Source organism: uncultured Odoribacter sp., from assembly GCF_937966165.1.
Taxonomy (GTDB): Bacteria; Bacteroidota; Bacteroidia; order Bacteroidales; family Marinifilaceae; genus Culturomica.
In genome coordinates this window covers 1-15394 of sequence record NZ_CALCLB010000026.1, presented here as the reverse complement: position 1 = coordinate 15394, position 15394 = coordinate 1, and the positions used below count along the sequence as shown (strand labels likewise).

Here is a 15394-nt window from a genome sequence, read left to right as displayed (position 1 = left end):
GGATCGTTTCCCGGTCTTCTGTTCTTTACTTTGAAAACAGCAATTCCCTATATTTCGGCAATGGCCAGATTTCGTCGTCTACAAGCAATTCCAACTTATCGATATGGTAACGGATTTTCTCCAAATAAGGCCGTACGGTAAGGGAATAGGCCTCTGCCCTTTCGACTTCACTGGAGTAACTGTTATTGGCTATCTTACGCGCTTCTGTCATTTCATTCACCATCGTTTTGATTTCCTTAATGTGACGGGAAATCTCTTTGATGGATTCTAATTGTACATTTCCCACTTCAGCATATACGTCCGGTAAAATTTCCTTTAATCCTTTTACATTCTCAATCAATGTATTCTGATAAGTAATCGCTGTAGGAATAATATGATTCAATGCCAGATCCCCCAACACCCGGGACTCAATCTGCAATTTTTTTAAATATGTCTCGTTTTTGATCTCAAAGCGGGCTTCCAGTTCCCGAACGGAAAAAATCCCGTTCTCTACAAATAATTCCTTCGCCTTCGGAGCCAAATACGCCTTTAAGGCTGTTATACAGTCATTCTCGACAGACAAGCCTCTTTTCTTTGCCTCTTCTTGCCATTCTTTACTGTATCCGTTTCCCTCAAACCGGATTTTTTTACAGGCAATAATGTATTTTCTCAGGACCTGAAATATAGCTTCGTCTTTTTTCACTCCTTTGTCGATCAATCCGTCCGTTTCTTTTTTAAATGCACTTAATTGCTGGGCAACAGCAGCATTCAGGACGATCATTGCCGCACCACAATTGGCAGAAGCACCTACTGCCCGGAACTCAAAACGATTCCCGGTAAAAGCAAAAGGAGAAGTCCGGTTACGGTCCGTATTGTCCCGCATAATTTCCGGAATTTTACCCACATTCAATTTCAATTCCGTCTTTTCATCCGGACTCATTTTTTTATTGCTTACTTTCTGCTCAATTTCATCCAGAATAGCAGCTAATTGCCGGCCCAGGAAAACCGACATAATAACAGGAGGCGCCTCATCTCCACCTAAACGGTGTTCATTGCCCAAAGAAACGATACAGGCCTTAAACAAAGCTTCGTGTTCCAATACCGCCCGGGTCGTCGCCGTCAGAAAAATCAAAAATTGCATATTGGATTTCGGATTTTTTCCAGGAGACAAGAGATTTACCCCAGTATCCGTAAGCAATGACCAATTGTTGTGCTTTCCCGAACCGTTAATCCCCTTAAAAGGCTTTTCATGCAACAAAACCCTGAAATAATGGTGCCGGGCTACCCGCTTCATCGTAGACATCAACAATTGATTATGATCCACTGCCAAATTAGCCTCCTCAAAAATAGGAGCCAACTCAAACTGATTGGGGGCACATTCATTGTGACGGGTTTTTGCCGGAATCCCTAAACGATAACATTCCGTCTCCAATTCATCCATAAAAGCATTTACCCGTTCCGGAATAGATCCGAAATAATGATCCTCCAATTGCTGATCTTTGGCCGCAGAATGACCCATTAAAGTTCTTCCACACAACTTTAAATCCGGACGGGCATTGAACAAAGCCTCATCGATCAAAAAATATTCCTGTTCCCATCCCAAAGTAGCCGTTACTTTACGCACGTCCTTATCAAAATACTGGCAAATATCCACAGCAGCCCGGTCGATTAAAGCCAGCGCTTTCAGCATCGGGGTCTTATAATCCAACGCCTCTCCCGTATAAGCAACAAACACCGTCGGTATACAAAGGGTATTATTATTAATAAAAGCCGGAGATCCCGGGTCCCAGGCCGTATATCCCCTCGCTTCAAAAGTATTTCGTATTCCTCCGTTTGGAAAACTGGAAGCGTCCGGCTCTTGCTGAACCAATAGTTTTCCGTCGAAGGACTCAATAATATTTCCATCTTTCAAAACATCTATGAAACTATCGTGTTTCTCAGCTGTAGCTCCGTTTAAAGGGTGAAACCAGTGTGTATAATGAGTTGCTCCTTTCTCTACGGCCCAGGTTTTCATTGCAGCAGCCACCTGATCCGCCAAGGTACGGTCGATTGTCCCGCCTTGAAACATTACCTTTTCCAATTTCTTGAACGCTTCCACAGAGAGATAATGCCTCATTTTTTCCAAAGTAAATACATCCGCACCATAGATTTCGGACACCCTCTGTTTTTTTTCTCTTCCGGCTATCACTCTTCCGGCTATTTGCTCTAAAGCTGAAAATCTGATTTTTGCCATAAATATTATTTTTCAATACATACCCACCTTTATACAGGGGACAAAAGTATAAAATATTATTATTTTACCGACACACCCCCTCTTTTTTAATAGAAAAATTCTCAAAAAAGCGAAATCTAAATATTAGAACACTCTGATCAGGAACCTCTGCCGGACACATTTGATTTCCGTTTATTTCTCCTATCTTTGTCTCAAAGCATCGGATATGAAAAAAATTGCTGCGATACACGATTTATCCGGATACGGAAGAGCTTCCCTTACGGTAGTTATTCCCGTTCTTTCCCATATGGGTTATCAGGTCTGCCCCCTTCCGACAGCCATCCTTTCTGCCCATAGCGAATACGAGAACTACCGTAGTCTGGACCTGACTTTTTACATGCAGGATATCATTGACCACTGGAAAGAATTAAAATTAAAATTCGACGCTATCTATTCCGGTTACCTGGCTTCTGACCGCCAAATGGACATTGTCTCCGGATTTTTCGAAGACTTCGGACGAAAAGACAATTTTATTCTGGTTGATCCCGTACTGGGAGATCACAATCAGCTATATCCGGGTATGACTCCGGAAATGGTGGAGGGAATGCGAAAGCTGTGCTCAAAAGCAAAGGTGATAACGCCGAATCTTACTGAAGCCTGTTTTTTATTGGGAGAAAAAGGAACAGATCACATAAATCAGGAAGAAACAATAAACTGGTGCAGGCAATTGAGTACCCTGGGTCCTGAATACGTTATTATTACCTCGGCCCCTTCCGGCAATCACCAAAATATCGCCACCATTGCCTATAATAAGACAGACCGAAGAACCTGGCGTGTTATTTCAGATTATATTCCAGCTTCATATCCCGGTACCGGTGATGCCTTCGCCAGCGTTATCACCGGTTGTCTACTGAACGGAGACAGTCTCCCGGAAGCAATTGACCGGGCTGTTTATTTTATCAATATGGGAATAAAAGCCACCTTCGGTTATGACCAGAGCCCCCTCGACGGTATGAATCAGGAAAAAGTGCTTCATTACCTAAATGAACCCCTTCCCTACTACCGCTACGAAATCATCGATTAATATTTATCTTTTTAGAGGCATTCTTATTTTTATGAAAGCAATTATCACGGATTTGGACGGCACCATACTCCCCTCAGGGGGTAGCATCAGTAAGCAAACGCTCCGTTCCTTCCGGGAATTAGGCTCCCGTTCAATCGTCCGGATCATTGCTACCGGCAGGACTTTATTTGCTGCCCGTAAATTCCTGCCCGACGATTTTCCCATCGATTACCTGATTTTTTCTTCCGGAGCCGGAATCATGGAATGGAAAAACAAAAAAATCCTGCAAGCCTACCACCTCAGCCAAGCAGAAACTCAACAATTAGCCGCCTATTTATGGAACTACAATATCAATTTTACGATACAACAAGAAATTCCGGACAATCACTATTTTTATTATACCGATATCTATCCCGCCCACAGTGATTATATCCGCCGGATCGATAAATTCCGGGACTACGGAACACTTATTTCGTATCCCGAAGAAATACAGACCTCAGCAACACAATTGATTATGATCCTGAATAGTCAACAATTAGCTTTAATTGAAAAAATAAAAAAGGACCTTCCCCTTTATTCCGTTATCCGTTCTACTTCTCCCATAGATAAACAAGCTGTATGGTTAGAAATATATCCTCCTCTTGTGAATAAAGGAAGCAGTTGCCAATATTTACTGGATATTTTAAAGATTGCCCCTACCGACTGTGCCGGCATCGGAAATGATTACAATGATACCGATTTTCTGGACATTTGCGGAAAAGCCTATCTGGTGAAAAATGCCCCTTCCCAGCTGCTTCCTCATTATCATACCGTAGCATCCGATAAGGAAGAAGGGTTTAGTGAATTTGTTATCCAAATTTTATAAAAGACTGTCGGATTTATGTTCCGGCAGTCTTTCGTCCGGTTTTTGGGAATAGGACCTATTTCAAAATTCCTTTTTCTTTCAAAAGGATTTCCATCTCTTTCTGTAATTTACGGGCTTCTTCTCCCGCCCTTACGGCAAATTGTTCAGTCTTGTCCGCAAATATGATTCCCCGGGAAGAATTGACAATTAACCCGCAGTAAGCGTTCATCCCATGTCTGGCAACTTCCTCCAGACTCCCGCCCTGAGCGCCGACACCCGGTACCAATAAAAAATGATCCGGCACAATAGCCCGTATTCCTTCCAACATTTCTGCTTTAGTAGCTCCCACAACATACATCATATTCTGTTTATCTCCCCACTCCTGAGACTTGCGTAAAACCTCCTCATATAGTTTCACTCCTTTTTCTTCCCGGAATTGAAAATCAAAAGCCCCTTTATTGGAAGTCAAGGCCAATAAAATTACCCATTTATCCGGGTATTGTAAAAAGGGGATGACGGAATCTTCACCCATATAAGGTGCAACGGTAATGGCATCGAAATTCAAAGTATTTAAAAAAGCTTTGGCATACATCTGTGAGGTGTTTCCGATATCCCCCCGCTTTGCGTCTGCGATGGTAAAAATTTCCGGATATTGCTGCCGTATATATTGTACTGTTTTTTCCAGACTCTCCCAGCCTTTTACTCCCCGGCTTTCATAAAAAGCAATATTGGGTTTATAAGCGACCGTTACTTCTGCTGTCGCTTCAATAATAGCTTTGTTAAATTCAAATACCGGATCTTCTGCTTCCAATAAATGAGAAGGGATCTTAGCGATATCAGAGTCCAGTCCCACACAAAGAAACGATCTCTTTTTTTTGATCTGCTCAAATAAACCTGTATAATTCATAGTTGTATCTCTTTTTATTCATTTATACCTTGTTCTTTTAAAGTCCCGTCTCTTTCAGTCTTTCTGTATTTTCTTCTATTTGCAGTTTTTCTATGACCTCATCGATTTCTCCGTCCATGACAGCGGAGAGATTATAAAGAGTAAAATTAATCCGGTGGTCTGTCACTCTTCCCTGCGGATAGTTGTAAGTCCGTATTTTCGCCGAGCGGTCGCCCGTTGATACCATCGTCCTTCGTTTCGCAGCAATTTCATCCATATGTTTTTGGTATTCGACAGCATAAATACGGGAACGCAATTCGTTCATCGCCTTAGCCAGATTTTTAATCTGCGACTTTTCATCCTGACAGGTAACGACAATTCCTGTAGGAATATGAGTTAACCGAATAGCAGAATAAGTCGTATTTACGGATTGGCCTCCGGGGCCGGAAGAACAATAGGTATCCTTACGGATATCTCCCGGGTTGAGCTGTACGTCAACTTCCTCCGCTTCAGGCAAAACAGCCACAGTAGCAGCAGAAGTATGAATTCGCCCTTGTGTCTCTGTTGCCGGCACCCGTTGTACCCGGTGTACCCCCGACTCATACTTCAAAATCCCGTAAACTCCATTACCGGAAACATTGGCTACAATCTCCTTGTATCCTCCCGCTGTTCCTTCATTCGCATTGGTTACCTCAATTTTCCAGCCCCTTCTCTCACAGAATTTCGTATACATCCGGAACAAATCCCCGGCAAAAAGGCAAGCTTCATCTCCCCCCGTTCCTCCGCGGATTTCCAAAATTACATTTTTGGAGTCTTCCGGATCTGCCGGTACCAACAATAATTTAATATGTTGTTCCATTTCCGGTAATTTTTCCGACAATTCCTCCAACTCCAGCTGAGCCATTTCTTTCAGTTCCGCATCCTCTTCCACATCCAGAATGTGCTGGGATTCCTCCACAGTTGCCAATGTCCTCTTATATTGATCCGCCGCAGTCGTAATAGCTTCCAGTTCCTTATACTCCTTTGTCAATTTCACATAACGCTCCATATCTCCGATAACTTCAGGATCAGTAATTAACTGACCGATTTCTTTAAACCGGATATAATAGGTCTCTAATTTTTCTATCAGCGGATTCTCCATATATTTTTCTTTTTCTATATTTTCCGACACAAAAATAATATTTTTACCCCAGAGGGACACCTCTTTTAGACAATATTTTAGTACCGGAACATCGCCTTAAATCCGGCCAGGAAATTACCTGCAACGGGAAATTTGCCGGACAGTCTCCTCTAAAGGATAAAAAGAAAAGTACGGATAGCGGGCTAAAAATTTAGCAGCAGAATAATAAGACTTATGATGTGAAGAACGGGCTGTCTCCTGAGTAAAAACCGGCTGTCGCCCGGTCATTTTCCCCCACGCAGCTAAAGAACGCCAGGCCAGGGAAGTCATCCAGGGTTTCATTTCCAGAAAAGGAGGCTTATGACCGGTCGCCCGGGCAATACAGGTAAATAATTCCTTATAATTATAGTTGCCGCCATTGATGACAAAACGTTCTCCTTCGACTTCCCTGTCTTTTCCCAAAATTAGCATTGCTTTACAGACATCCCGTACATCTACATATCCGCATACACCATCCGTATAAAAGGGCATTCCTTTGGAAACAATCAGAAACAATTGGGAACTGCTTCTTCCCCAATGACCCGCCCCTAAAATAATAGAAGGATTGACAATAACCGTTTCCAATCCTTTCCTTACCTGCTGCCAGACAATATTTTCTGCTGCTATTTTGCTCTGCGAATATACAGAACGGACCGTCTCCATAATAATAGGAGTATTCTCATCTACAATTTCCTTTTCATGACGGGCATCTCCCAAAGCAGCTATCGAACTGACATAACATAAACGGACCTTATATTTCCGGCATAACTGCGCAATATTCTCCGTTCCTTTCAGGTTAATGTCCAGCAGTTTATCTTTATCCCCTCCGGAAAAAGAGACAACCGCAGCACAATGATATACACATTCCGCCTGCTGCACTACCGGCTCCAGTGTTTCTTTCTTCAAAACATTCCCTTCCACCCAGTTTACTTTCTGCCAGGCCTGCTCTCCCCCCGGATATTGCAAAAATACTTCATGTGTCCCTTCTAAACGGCTGCTGTCCCTCTTTAAAGCATACACGCCCTGTCCATCTTCCACCAAATGATATAATAAATGACTACCTAATAAACCCGTAGCCCCTGTGACAAAAACCATATACAATTTGTTTTAGCAAAAACCGACTTTTCATAGAGATACCGGAGCATATTTTCTATTTTACACTCCATAATTAATTCCCGTTCCGGAAATAAACTTCGCCAATCTCTTTATTTTAATTAAAACGAATTCCTCCCTGAAAGAGTTTCATATTTTTATTCAGATATTTTGCTTTTTTAAACGACTTTCACCCCCTTTTCCGCTCCGGCATCTATTATATCCGTCAGCTGAATTTCTTCAAAAATACAAAGCATTTTTCATGCCTTCCAGTTAAACCTGACATGCTGAATGACGTTCTCGCTCAGGCTTCTGTGAACAGCACAGGCCCGTGCTGCCCGCTCCATAGCAATCTTATGTTTATCCGAATATTCCCGTTCCGGCATAAAAAAAACCAAATCGACGACACCGATACGGCGCAAAGGATCTGCCTCCATTTTCTTGACTATACTCACCTCCGTACCGGAAACATCGACCCCGATAGCCTCGGCAAATAATCCCATAGCCGTCATCATACAAGCAGCCAAAGATGTGACACATAAATCAGTAGGAGAAAAAGATTCCCCTTTTCCCCGATTATCGGTAGGTGCGTCCGTGATCAACTTCATTCCACTCTGTACATGTTCACATTCTACCCGTAAATCCCCCAAGTATTTTATTTTTATCGTTTCCATCATTTCTTTTCTTCAAATACGCAGGGAAGGGGAGAAAGTTTTCCTACCCATAAAAAACCGTGTAAAATATATCCCAATGAGCTACATTTTACACGGTAACTAAAACAAATACCCGTTTACCATTCAAAAGTAATTGTCTGTTTCACTTGTTCCCCCAGACTGTAATGCACCGGGCAAGTAAGAGCAGCCCGTTCCAATGCCTTTTTGTCTTTTTCCGTGTAAGTCCGGTCCGGCATATGAAACGTCACAATAACTTCTCCGATACGCCTCGGATCTGTAGCCATTACCTTCGTAATTTCGATTTCAGTTCCTTTGACATCGAGACCGGCATTCTGGGCGTATAAGCCCATAATAGTCATCATACAGGCTGCTAAAGCAGAAGCACATAAATCAGTAGGAGAAAAAGATTCTCCTTTCCCATGATTATCAGTCGGGGCATCAGTAATAATTTTCGTCCCACTCTGTAAATGTTCACATTCTATGCGCAAATCACCTAAATACGTTGCTTTTACTGTTGTCATCATCTAAATTTTTAATGATTTATTATCATTCCTTTTCAATCAAACATTTGTATGGCTTCCGGGAAATGCTGTATACCCAGATCGACCCCACTCACTATTACTAAATCGAAACGAATTTCTCTATCCAATTTCTTACACCTGATATAAGCGGCAGCAGCACTCAACAGATTTTTTCTTTTTTGGAAATCCACCAATTCTGAAGGATATTCAACTCCTTTCTGACGGGTCTTCACTTCTACCACTACGATTACGTCCCCGTCCATACAGATAATGTCGATCTCCCAATGCCGGTAACGCCAATTCCGCTCCAGTATTATGTATCCTAAAGCCTGCAAATAAGCGGCGGCTCTGTCTTCTCCGGTATGCCCCAAACAGAGAGATCCTGCCATGTCAAAAGTTTTAATCAAATGTAAAGAAAAATTTGAAAAATAAAAAAAATAGATATAGTTTTACTTGCTTAACTGCAGTTTTCCGAACTTTAACTTTTTGATATCTAAACTTTATTGTATATCTTTGTAAGGTTTTTTGGGAGAATGCAATTATGGCGAAGAAAAGAGTTTTATTTATATCCTCAGAGATTATGCCTTACCTGCCCGAATCGGAAATGTCGCATATTGGCAGATATTTACCACAGGGAATACAGGAAAAGGGGAAAGAAATCAGAACGTTTATGCCTCGGTTCGGCTGTATTAACGAACGCCGCAACCAACTTCACGAAGTCATCCGTTTGTCCGGTATGAACCTGATCATTAACGATACAGATCATCCCTTAATTATAAAAGTTGCTTCCATACAATCTGCTCGTATGCAAGTGTATTTTATTGATAACGAAGATTATTTCCAAAGGAAGCATACGATTACAGACGAAAAAGGACGCTTCTTTGAAGATAATGATGAAAGGGCTATTTTCTTTGCAAGAGGAGTTTTTGAAACAGTAAAAAAACTCAGGTGGGCACCGGACTTGATTTATTGTCAGGGTTGGTTCACTTCGCTCGTTCCCCTTTACCTGAAAAAAGAATATGCGGACGATCCGATTTTTACTCATTCTAAAGTCGTATTCTCTACTTCTAACGATACATTTGAAGGGAATTTACAAAAAGATTTCCATAAAAAAATCCTCACCGAAAATATCAGTGCTAAAGACGTAAATCTGGTAAAAGAGCCAACACATACGAATGTAAATAAATTGGCATTTTATTATTCGGACGGCATTATTTTTAACAATACAAATATAGAACAAGAGCTGAAGGAATATGCCGGAAAATTGGGAAAACCTATTCTGGAATACTCCAATAAAGAAGAATATATCGATCATTATTCGGATTTTTTCGATCAGATCATAGAAATCAAAAGATAGGCAGAAAGCTGTATAAGACAAAAACTTATACAGCTTTTTTTTTATTAAAAATCTACTTCAATAATTTTTTTATTTACTAACGAACTAACTTTATGTGTGGAATTGTAGCTTATATTGGGGGAAGAGAAGCTTGTCCCATACTTTTAACCGGATTAAAACGTCTGGAATACCGGGGGTATGACTCTGCAGGTATTGCCCTGATCCATCATCACCAGATTCATGTTTATAAAACAAAAGGAAGAGTTCAGGACCTGGAAAAAAAACTTCAGGAAACAAATCTACATGCGAATACAGGTATGGGGCACACCCGTTGGGCCACACACGGGGAACCCAATGATGTAAATGCACATCCCCATACCTCTATGAATGGAAAATTTTGTCTGGTACACAACGGCATTATTGAAAATTACACCCTCTTAAAAGAAAAATTAATCAGAAGAGGGTATTTTTTTAAAAGTGAAACAGATTCAGAAGTACTGGTAAATCTGATCGAATATATTTACTTGAAAGGAGGAATAGATGCAGAAACAGCCGTCCGCCTGGCTTTGACAAAAGTAGTAGGAGCCTATGGGCTGGTTATCCTGTGCAGCGACGAACAGGACAAACTCATCACAACACGGAAAGGGAGCCCCCTGGTCATAGGCGTTGGAGACAGAGAATATTTTGCAGCATCTGACGCTACTCCAATCATTGAATATACCAAAAATGTCATTTATCTAAACGATGACGACATCGCCGTTCTGAGGAAAGACGGACTTACGTTAAAAACCCGTAACAACGACATGTTATCCCCGGATATCCAACAGGTAGACCTGGATATTGAAAAAATCGAAAAAGGAGGTTTCCCCCATTTTATGCTGAAGGAAATCTATGAACAAGTCTATTCGATCCGCGACACCATACGCGGAAGAGTCAATCTGGAAGCTTCTGAAATATTTTTGGGCGGAATCAGCGAAATGATACCCCGTCTTCTTCGTACCGGCAGAATTATAATTGTCGGTTGCGGGACTTCCTGGCACGCCGGTCTGGTCGGAGAATACCTCCTGGAAGAGCTGACCGGAATTCCCGTGGAAGTGGAATATGCTTCCGAATTCCGGTACCGGAATCCGATCATCAAAGAAAATGACATCGTACTTGCCATCTCTCAAAGCGGGGAGACAGCAGATACACTGGCAGCAGTCCGCTTAGCCAAAGAGAAAGGAGCAACGGTCCTGGGCATTTGTAATGTCGTCGGCTCCGGAATCGCCCGGGAAACAAACGCAGGCGTATATACCCATGCCGGTCCGGAAATCGGAGTTGCTTCTACAAAAGCATTTACAGCCCAAATTGCTGTCCTAACCATGCTGGCTCTTTCCATCGGACACAAAAAAGGACTATTACCCGATACAAAATACCAAGCTTATATAGAAGAGTTATATCAACTGCCAGATAAAATTAACGAGATTCTGAAAAAAGATAAGGAAATACTAGAATTAGCTGCTCAGCTCAAAGATTGTCCCAATGCCATCTACCTCGGCCGTGGCTGCCAATATCCCGTTGCCCTTGAAGGAGCTCTCAAATTGAAAGAAATTTCTTACATACATGCAGAAGGATATCCCGCAGCTGAAATGAAACACGGACCTATCGCTTTAATAGACGAAAAAATGCCGGTTTTTGTGATAGCGACCCGCGACACTTATTACGAAAAAATTGTATCCAATATTAAGGAAGTCGAATCCCGGAAAGGAAATGTAATCGCTCTCATTAATCCCGGAGAAGAAATTGTAAAAAATATCGCTCAATATACCATTGAAATTCCCGATACACTGGAATTATTATCTCCTTTGCTTTCGGTGATTCCGTTACAGCTTATTTCCTATCATATTGCGGTTCTGCGCGGCTGCAATGTCGATATGCCCCGCAATCTGGCAAAATCGGTAACGGTAGAATAGAAACGGGCATCTGGAAGGTCTTTTTAATGAACAGCACCTCCGGTCTGCTGACTGTTTCCTGCGGAAAACAGTCAGTCGTCCGCTGAACGACAGGCCTTCCAAACACCCCTTTTCCAACGTATTTTCTCCGGAAAGAAGATACCTATTTCTTTTTATCCAATTTTTCCTGCCACCTCCAGGCATTAGCCAGAGTCTCGACCAAAGCGACCTGAGCTTTCCAGCCCAATTCCTTATTCGCCAGAGAAGTATCAGCCCAAACTTTCTCTATATCTCCGGCACGGCGTCCGGTAATTTTGTAATTCACTTTCTTTCCCGTAGCTTTTTCAAAAGCCTGAATCAATTCGAGTACGGAAACTCCATTCCCGGTTCCGATATTAAAATACTCGTAATTCGCTTTATTCTTACCTCCGATCAACCGGCGTATGGCAACCACATGGGCTTTTGCCAGATCGACTACATCGATATAATCCCTTACCGGGGTTCCGTCCGGAGTATTGTAATCATCCCCGAAGACACTGAGCTGTTCCCGTATGCCAGCGACAGTCTGAGTCAGATAAGGAATTAAATTATTGGGCACTCCATTGGGTAATTCCCCTATGTTAGCAGAAGGATGAGCCCCTATCGGATTGAAATAACGCAAAGCTATCAGATTCATCTCTTTCTCTACTTTTGCCAAATCCCGCATAATATCTTCACACATCGCTTTCGTATTTCCATAAGGAGATTCTGCTTGTTTCCGCGGTGTTTGTTCTGTTACAGGTAGCACATCTGCCTGTCCGTAAACAGTACAGGAAGAAGAAAAAACCAGATTTTTAACCCCGAATTCCCGCATAGAAGCCAAAACATTCATCATCGAATTCAGATTATTTCTATAATATTCTAAAGGCTTCACAACCGATTCCCCGACAGCCTTCAAAGCTGCAAAGTGGATAACAGCACAAATATCTTTGTGACGGGCAAAAAAATCACGGGTAGCTGCTGCATCCGTCAAATCAAACTGCTCGAACTCCGGACGAATACCTGTAATTTTCTCAATGCCATCCAAAACCTGAATATTGGAATTACAAAGATTATCTACAATTATCACTTCAAAACCACTTTGTTGAAGCTCAACGACTGTATGAGACCCGATATAACCGGTACCTCCTGTAACAAATATTTTCATCGTATAAAAATTTATAAGATTAACCTACTCACTGTAAATCATTGCAAAGTAAATAATAAAATATGAAAATCTATAAAAACTCAACCGATAAGTATGGAGATTTTGCTTCTTTTTCCTACTTTTGCAATATGCATAGATATATAGAATACATATCAGATTTGCTCTTTTTGCACGATTGCGTAATCATTCCCGAATTCGGTGGATTTATATGCAATTATAAAAGTGCATATATAGATGAGAAAAACGGATTTATATACCCTCCTTCCAAAACGATAGTATTCAATTGTAATCTGACCCATAATGACGGTTTACTGGCCAATTGGATCGCGTGTAAGGAAAATATCTCTTACGATAAAGCCATAAAGCAAATCGAATTCTTTTGCGAGGACTTAAAAATACGCCTCAATCAACGGGAAAGAATAAACTTTGAGGGAATTGGTAGTTTTTATACAGACCGCCGTTTTCATATTTTATTCGAACCGTCAGAAAAGAATTTTCTGTTTCCAGTGCTGGGCATGGAAAAAATAGAAGTACTTAAACGGACTTCCCGCATCAAAAGGATTCGTCAGGTTGAGCTCTCTTCGGTACCCGTTTCTCCCGATTATATTAATACAGAATCCGGGAATTGGATACAACGTTCCCTGAAATACGGGGTTGCTGCTGCTGTAATTGCCGGTCTCGTTGTCATCACTCAAATCGGGACAACTCCATTCAAGAAGACGAAAGACAGCACATTTATTGCCAATACCTCTGCAGTACAATCCATACCGTCTGTTTCCGGTCCGGAAGGTTCTCCTATGCAAGCGAACAGGATTAAAATTTCTCCCGATTATGATTATGTCTCCTACGACCCGCTCGTAGATGCAGACCTTTGAAAGATTCTTTAGGGGCCATCGCGCCGGCTAAAATAATAATCTTCCTGCACAGCATTCCTTACCTGTCCATCCATTTTTTAAAAGCTGCCACCCGCTCTCTACTGACCAGGATATCCTCTTTCCCTTCCCAGGCCTGAAGTATAATCTTCAGTCTTTTCGGGGAATAGGCAACCACATCCTAAATAGCATTAAAATTAACGATGAAATTTCTGTTTACCCTTAAAACAAACCGGATGATCTTCAAAAATAAAACTCTGTACCCCGGTATTCCGCCTTTCCTCAAACGGTAACCTTTATTTCGAAATAAAGCAACTTCCTTACTTTTTGCTGATATTTATTAAAGCATTTATGACACAAAAAAGAATATAAAGGGGAATAATGAATAGAATAACAGCTAAACCACCTATTAAAGCTATCACCATTAAAGTCAGAAAATAAAGATACCTGATTTTATTTTCCTGCCATCCGAAACCGGAAATCTTTAGTGAAAACATGGGCAATTCACTAATCAGTAATAAGGACAGAATAACGATACAAGCAACCAAAACCCCTATATTTCCAAAAAATGCAGTATATATTTCCGGTAAATAACGGGATGCAAAAATCAAGGCCACCCAAAATAAAGCATGAGCCGGTACAGGCATCCCAATAAAAGAACGGGTCTGACGGGTATCTAAATTAAATTTAGCCAATCTAAAGGCAGAAAAAAAAGGAATGAGCACAGGAGAAAAAAGAATAAGCAGCTGCCCTATACTTCCTCCGGAAAGGCTCGCTTCTCCTCCTGCAAAAACAATATTCCGTAAAAGCAGATGCGCTAAAAAAGCAGGCGCTACTCCGAAACTAATCACATCTGCCAAAGAATCCAATTCCTTACCCATTTCCGATTTAACATGTAACAAACGAGCTACCAAACCATCGAAAAAATCGAAAATCATCCCTAACAAAATAAAAGCTGCCGCTAATTCAGGATAACCATACATTACCATAAATATTGCTATACTACCGGATATTACGTTCAAGCCTGTAATTAAATTAGGTATATGTTTTTTCATATTCGTTCCTCTATTTGTATTTTCTATGTCGTTACCAACTGTATTCAATTGTCTGGAAACAAATCTCCAGTTATTTCCTTTATAAATTTACCGCTGACAAGTATACGAAAATAATTTTTTCTTTTCCTAGCGTTTCTCAAAGGATTTGACACCTATTTTTCCTGTTTGTCTTTTTTGTCCCGGTTCTTTTCCATTTTAACTTTCAAACGCGACTTTCTTTTTTTTAATGTGTCAGGAGTGATAAATAAAACTTTGGCTATCGCTTTATTACTGACTCCTAACTTCATTAAAATCAATAATAAAATTTCCTGAGTAGAAATATCTGAACGATTATTCAGCAAATTGTCAATGTAATCTTTTTGATCTTTACGCAGAATATCCAGCAAATTTTGAAAGTAAGCTTCTCTGTTTTTCTTATTTAATTCCTGATAATTCTGATAAAATACAGGCATACGGCTCTCCACATCCGATTCTTTCAGCAAGGCATCCAACTGCTCCATGTAATCTGCATTAGCTAATTTTATCAAATCTTCCGCTGTCAAACGTAAAAAGGGAATAAGATTTTCAGTAACTAACGTTCTTTC

Annotated in this window: 15 protein-coding genes; 5 read left to right on the top strand and 10 right to left on the bottom strand. The window is 41.1% G+C overall.

The window, feature by feature from the left end:
* Nucleotides 1-25: 25 nt before the first annotated feature.
* Nucleotides 26-2212 (bottom strand): glutamine synthetase III, encoded by a 2187-nt coding sequence (locus Q0465_RS10695; RefSeq protein WP_298616026.1) that lies wholly within the window; start codon nucleotides 2210-2212, stop codon nucleotides 26-28.
* Between the two features lie 205 nt (nucleotides 2213-2417).
* Here Q0465_RS10695 and Q0465_RS10690 point away from each other — a divergent pair, with 205 nt between their 5' ends.
* Together Q0465_RS10690 and Q0465_RS10685 are read left to right on the top strand one after the other, a co-directional pair.
* Nucleotides 2418-3275, top strand: a complete 858-nt coding sequence (locus tag Q0465_RS10690; RefSeq protein WP_298616024.1) for a pyridoxamine kinase — start codon at nucleotides 2418-2420, stop codon at nucleotides 3273-3275.
* Nucleotides 3276-3306: 31 nt separating this feature from the next.
* Nucleotides 3307-4119: an HAD hydrolase family protein gene (locus Q0465_RS10685; protein ID WP_298616022.1), complete on the top strand. Its 813-nt coding sequence runs from the start codon at nucleotides 3307-3309 to the stop codon at nucleotides 4117-4119.
* Nucleotides 4120-4174: 55 nt separating this feature from the next.
* On the opposite strand, the gene pyrF is transcribed toward Q0465_RS10685, so the two are convergent.
* The 6 genes from pyrF to Q0465_RS10655 form a co-directional block, all read right to left on the bottom strand.
* A complete protein-coding gene (gene pyrF / locus Q0465_RS10680) occupies nucleotides 4175-5005 on the bottom strand; it encodes an orotidine-5'-phosphate decarboxylase (protein WP_298616020.1) in 831 nt (276 codons plus the stop codon).
* A 37-nt stretch (nucleotides 5006-5042) separates the two neighbouring features.
* On the bottom strand, nucleotides 5043-6125 hold the full coding sequence (prfA, locus tag Q0465_RS10675; RefSeq protein WP_298616018.1) for a peptide chain release factor 1: 1083 nt from the start codon (nucleotides 6123-6125) through the stop codon (nucleotides 5043-5045).
* 114 nt (nucleotides 6126-6239) lie between these two features.
* A complete protein-coding gene (locus Q0465_RS10670) occupies nucleotides 6240-7238 on the bottom strand; it encodes an SDR family oxidoreductase (protein ID WP_298616014.1) in 999 nt (332 codons plus the stop codon).
* Between the two features lie 257 nt (nucleotides 7239-7495).
* The gene (locus Q0465_RS10665) at nucleotides 7496-7912 is read right to left on the bottom strand and encodes an OsmC family protein (RefSeq protein ID WP_298616012.1); all 417 of its coding nucleotides are present in this window, start codon (nucleotides 7910-7912) and stop codon (nucleotides 7496-7498) included.
* A 113-nt stretch (nucleotides 7913-8025) separates the two neighbouring features.
* Nucleotides 8026-8433 carry an OsmC family protein gene (locus Q0465_RS10660; protein WP_367274309.1) on the bottom strand — a complete coding sequence of 136 codons (408 nt, stop codon included), beginning with the start codon at nucleotides 8431-8433 and terminating at the stop codon, nucleotides 8026-8028.
* A gap of 32 nt (nucleotides 8434-8465) precedes the next feature.
* A complete protein-coding gene (locus Q0465_RS10655; protein WP_298616009.1) occupies nucleotides 8466-8819 on the bottom strand; it encodes a YraN family protein in 354 nt (117 codons plus the stop codon).
* Nucleotides 8820-8971: 152 nt separating this feature from the next.
* On the opposite strand from Q0465_RS10655, the gene Q0465_RS10650 reads away from it, so the two are divergent.
* Both Q0465_RS10650 and glmS read left to right on the top strand, forming a co-directional pair.
* Nucleotides 8972-9787, top strand: a complete 816-nt coding sequence (locus Q0465_RS10650; protein ID WP_298616007.1) for a glycogen/starch synthase — start codon at nucleotides 8972-8974, stop codon at nucleotides 9785-9787.
* Nucleotides 9788-9879: 92 nt separating this feature from the next.
* Nucleotides 9880-11718 carry a glutamine--fructose-6-phosphate transaminase (isomerizing) gene (glmS, locus tag Q0465_RS10645; RefSeq protein WP_298616005.1) on the top strand — a complete coding sequence of 613 codons (1839 nt, stop codon included), beginning with the start codon at nucleotides 9880-9882 and terminating at the stop codon, nucleotides 11716-11718.
* 142 nt (nucleotides 11719-11860) lie between these two features.
* Here the strand turns inward: glmS and galE are convergent, their stop codons facing one another.
* Nucleotides 11861-12883, bottom strand: coding sequence for a UDP-glucose 4-epimerase GalE (galE, locus tag Q0465_RS10640; RefSeq protein WP_298616003.1), 1023 nt, complete (start codon nucleotides 12881-12883; stop codon nucleotides 11861-11863).
* Between the two features lie 62 nt (nucleotides 12884-12945).
* Between galE and Q0465_RS10635 the strand changes: the two genes are divergently transcribed.
* The gene (locus tag Q0465_RS10635; RefSeq protein WP_298616001.1) at nucleotides 12946-13758 is read left to right on the top strand and encodes a hypothetical protein; all 813 of its coding nucleotides are present in this window, start codon (nucleotides 12946-12948) and stop codon (nucleotides 13756-13758) included.
* Nucleotides 13759-14075: 317 nt separating this feature from the next.
* On the opposite strand, the gene pssA is transcribed toward Q0465_RS10635, so the two are convergent.
* Complete coding sequence (pssA, locus tag Q0465_RS10630; protein WP_298615999.1) at nucleotides 14076-14810, bottom strand: CDP-diacylglycerol--serine O-phosphatidyltransferase; 735 nt, start codon at nucleotides 14808-14810, stop codon at nucleotides 14076-14078.
* A gap of 152 nt (nucleotides 14811-14962) precedes the next feature.
* Nucleotides 14963-15394, bottom strand: a 432-nt coding sequence (locus Q0465_RS10625; RefSeq protein WP_298615997.1) for a hypothetical protein, incomplete at its 5' end; no start/stop codon positions are given.

Excerpts from the sequence above, each read along its gene's own strand:
- Q0465_RS10665 (WP_298616012.1), bottom strand. The coding sequence starts at position 7,912 with ATGATGGAAACGATAAAAATAAAATACTTGGGGGATTTACGGGTAGAA.
- prfA (WP_298616018.1), bottom strand. The coding sequence starts at position 6,125 with ATGGAGAATCCGCTGATAGAAAAATTAGAGACCTATTATATCCGGTTT.
- pssA (WP_298615999.1), bottom strand. The coding sequence starts at position 14,810 with ATGAAAAAACATATACCTAATTTAATTACAGGCTTGAACGTAATATCC.
- Q0465_RS10695 (WP_298616026.1), bottom strand. The coding sequence starts at position 2,212 with ATGGCAAAAATCAGATTTTCAGCTTTAGAGCAAATAGCCGGAAGAGTG.
- galE (WP_298616003.1), bottom strand. The coding sequence starts at position 12,883 with ATGAAAATATTTGTTACAGGAGGTACCGGTTATATCGGGTCTCATACA.
- pyrF (WP_298616020.1), bottom strand. The coding sequence starts at position 5,005 with ATGAATTATACAGGTTTATTTGAGCAGATCAAAAAAAAGAGATCGTTT.
- Q0465_RS10635 (WP_298616001.1), top strand. The coding sequence starts at position 12,946 with ATGAAAATCTATAAAAACTCAACCGATAAGTATGGAGATTTTGCTTCT.
- Q0465_RS10660 (WP_367274309.1), bottom strand. The coding sequence starts at position 8,433 with ATGATGACAACAGTAAAAGCAACGTATTTAGGTGATTTGCGCATAGAA.
- Q0465_RS10655 (WP_298616009.1), bottom strand. The coding sequence starts at position 8,819 with ATGGCAGGATCTCTCTGTTTGGGGCATACCGGAGAAGACAGAGCCGCC.
- Q0465_RS10685 (WP_298616022.1), top strand. The coding sequence starts at position 3,307 with ATGAAAGCAATTATCACGGATTTGGACGGCACCATACTCCCCTCAGGG.
- Q0465_RS10670 (WP_298616014.1), bottom strand. The coding sequence starts at position 7,238 with ATGGTTTTTGTCACAGGGGCTACGGGTTTATTAGGTAGTCATTTATTA.
- Q0465_RS10690 (WP_298616024.1), top strand. The coding sequence starts at position 2,418 with ATGAAAAAAATTGCTGCGATACACGATTTATCCGGATACGGAAGAGCT.
- Q0465_RS10650 (WP_298616007.1), top strand. The coding sequence starts at position 8,972 with ATGGCGAAGAAAAGAGTTTTATTTATATCCTCAGAGATTATGCCTTAC.
- glmS (WP_298616005.1), top strand. The coding sequence starts at position 9,880 with ATGTGTGGAATTGTAGCTTATATTGGGGGAAGAGAAGCTTGTCCCATA.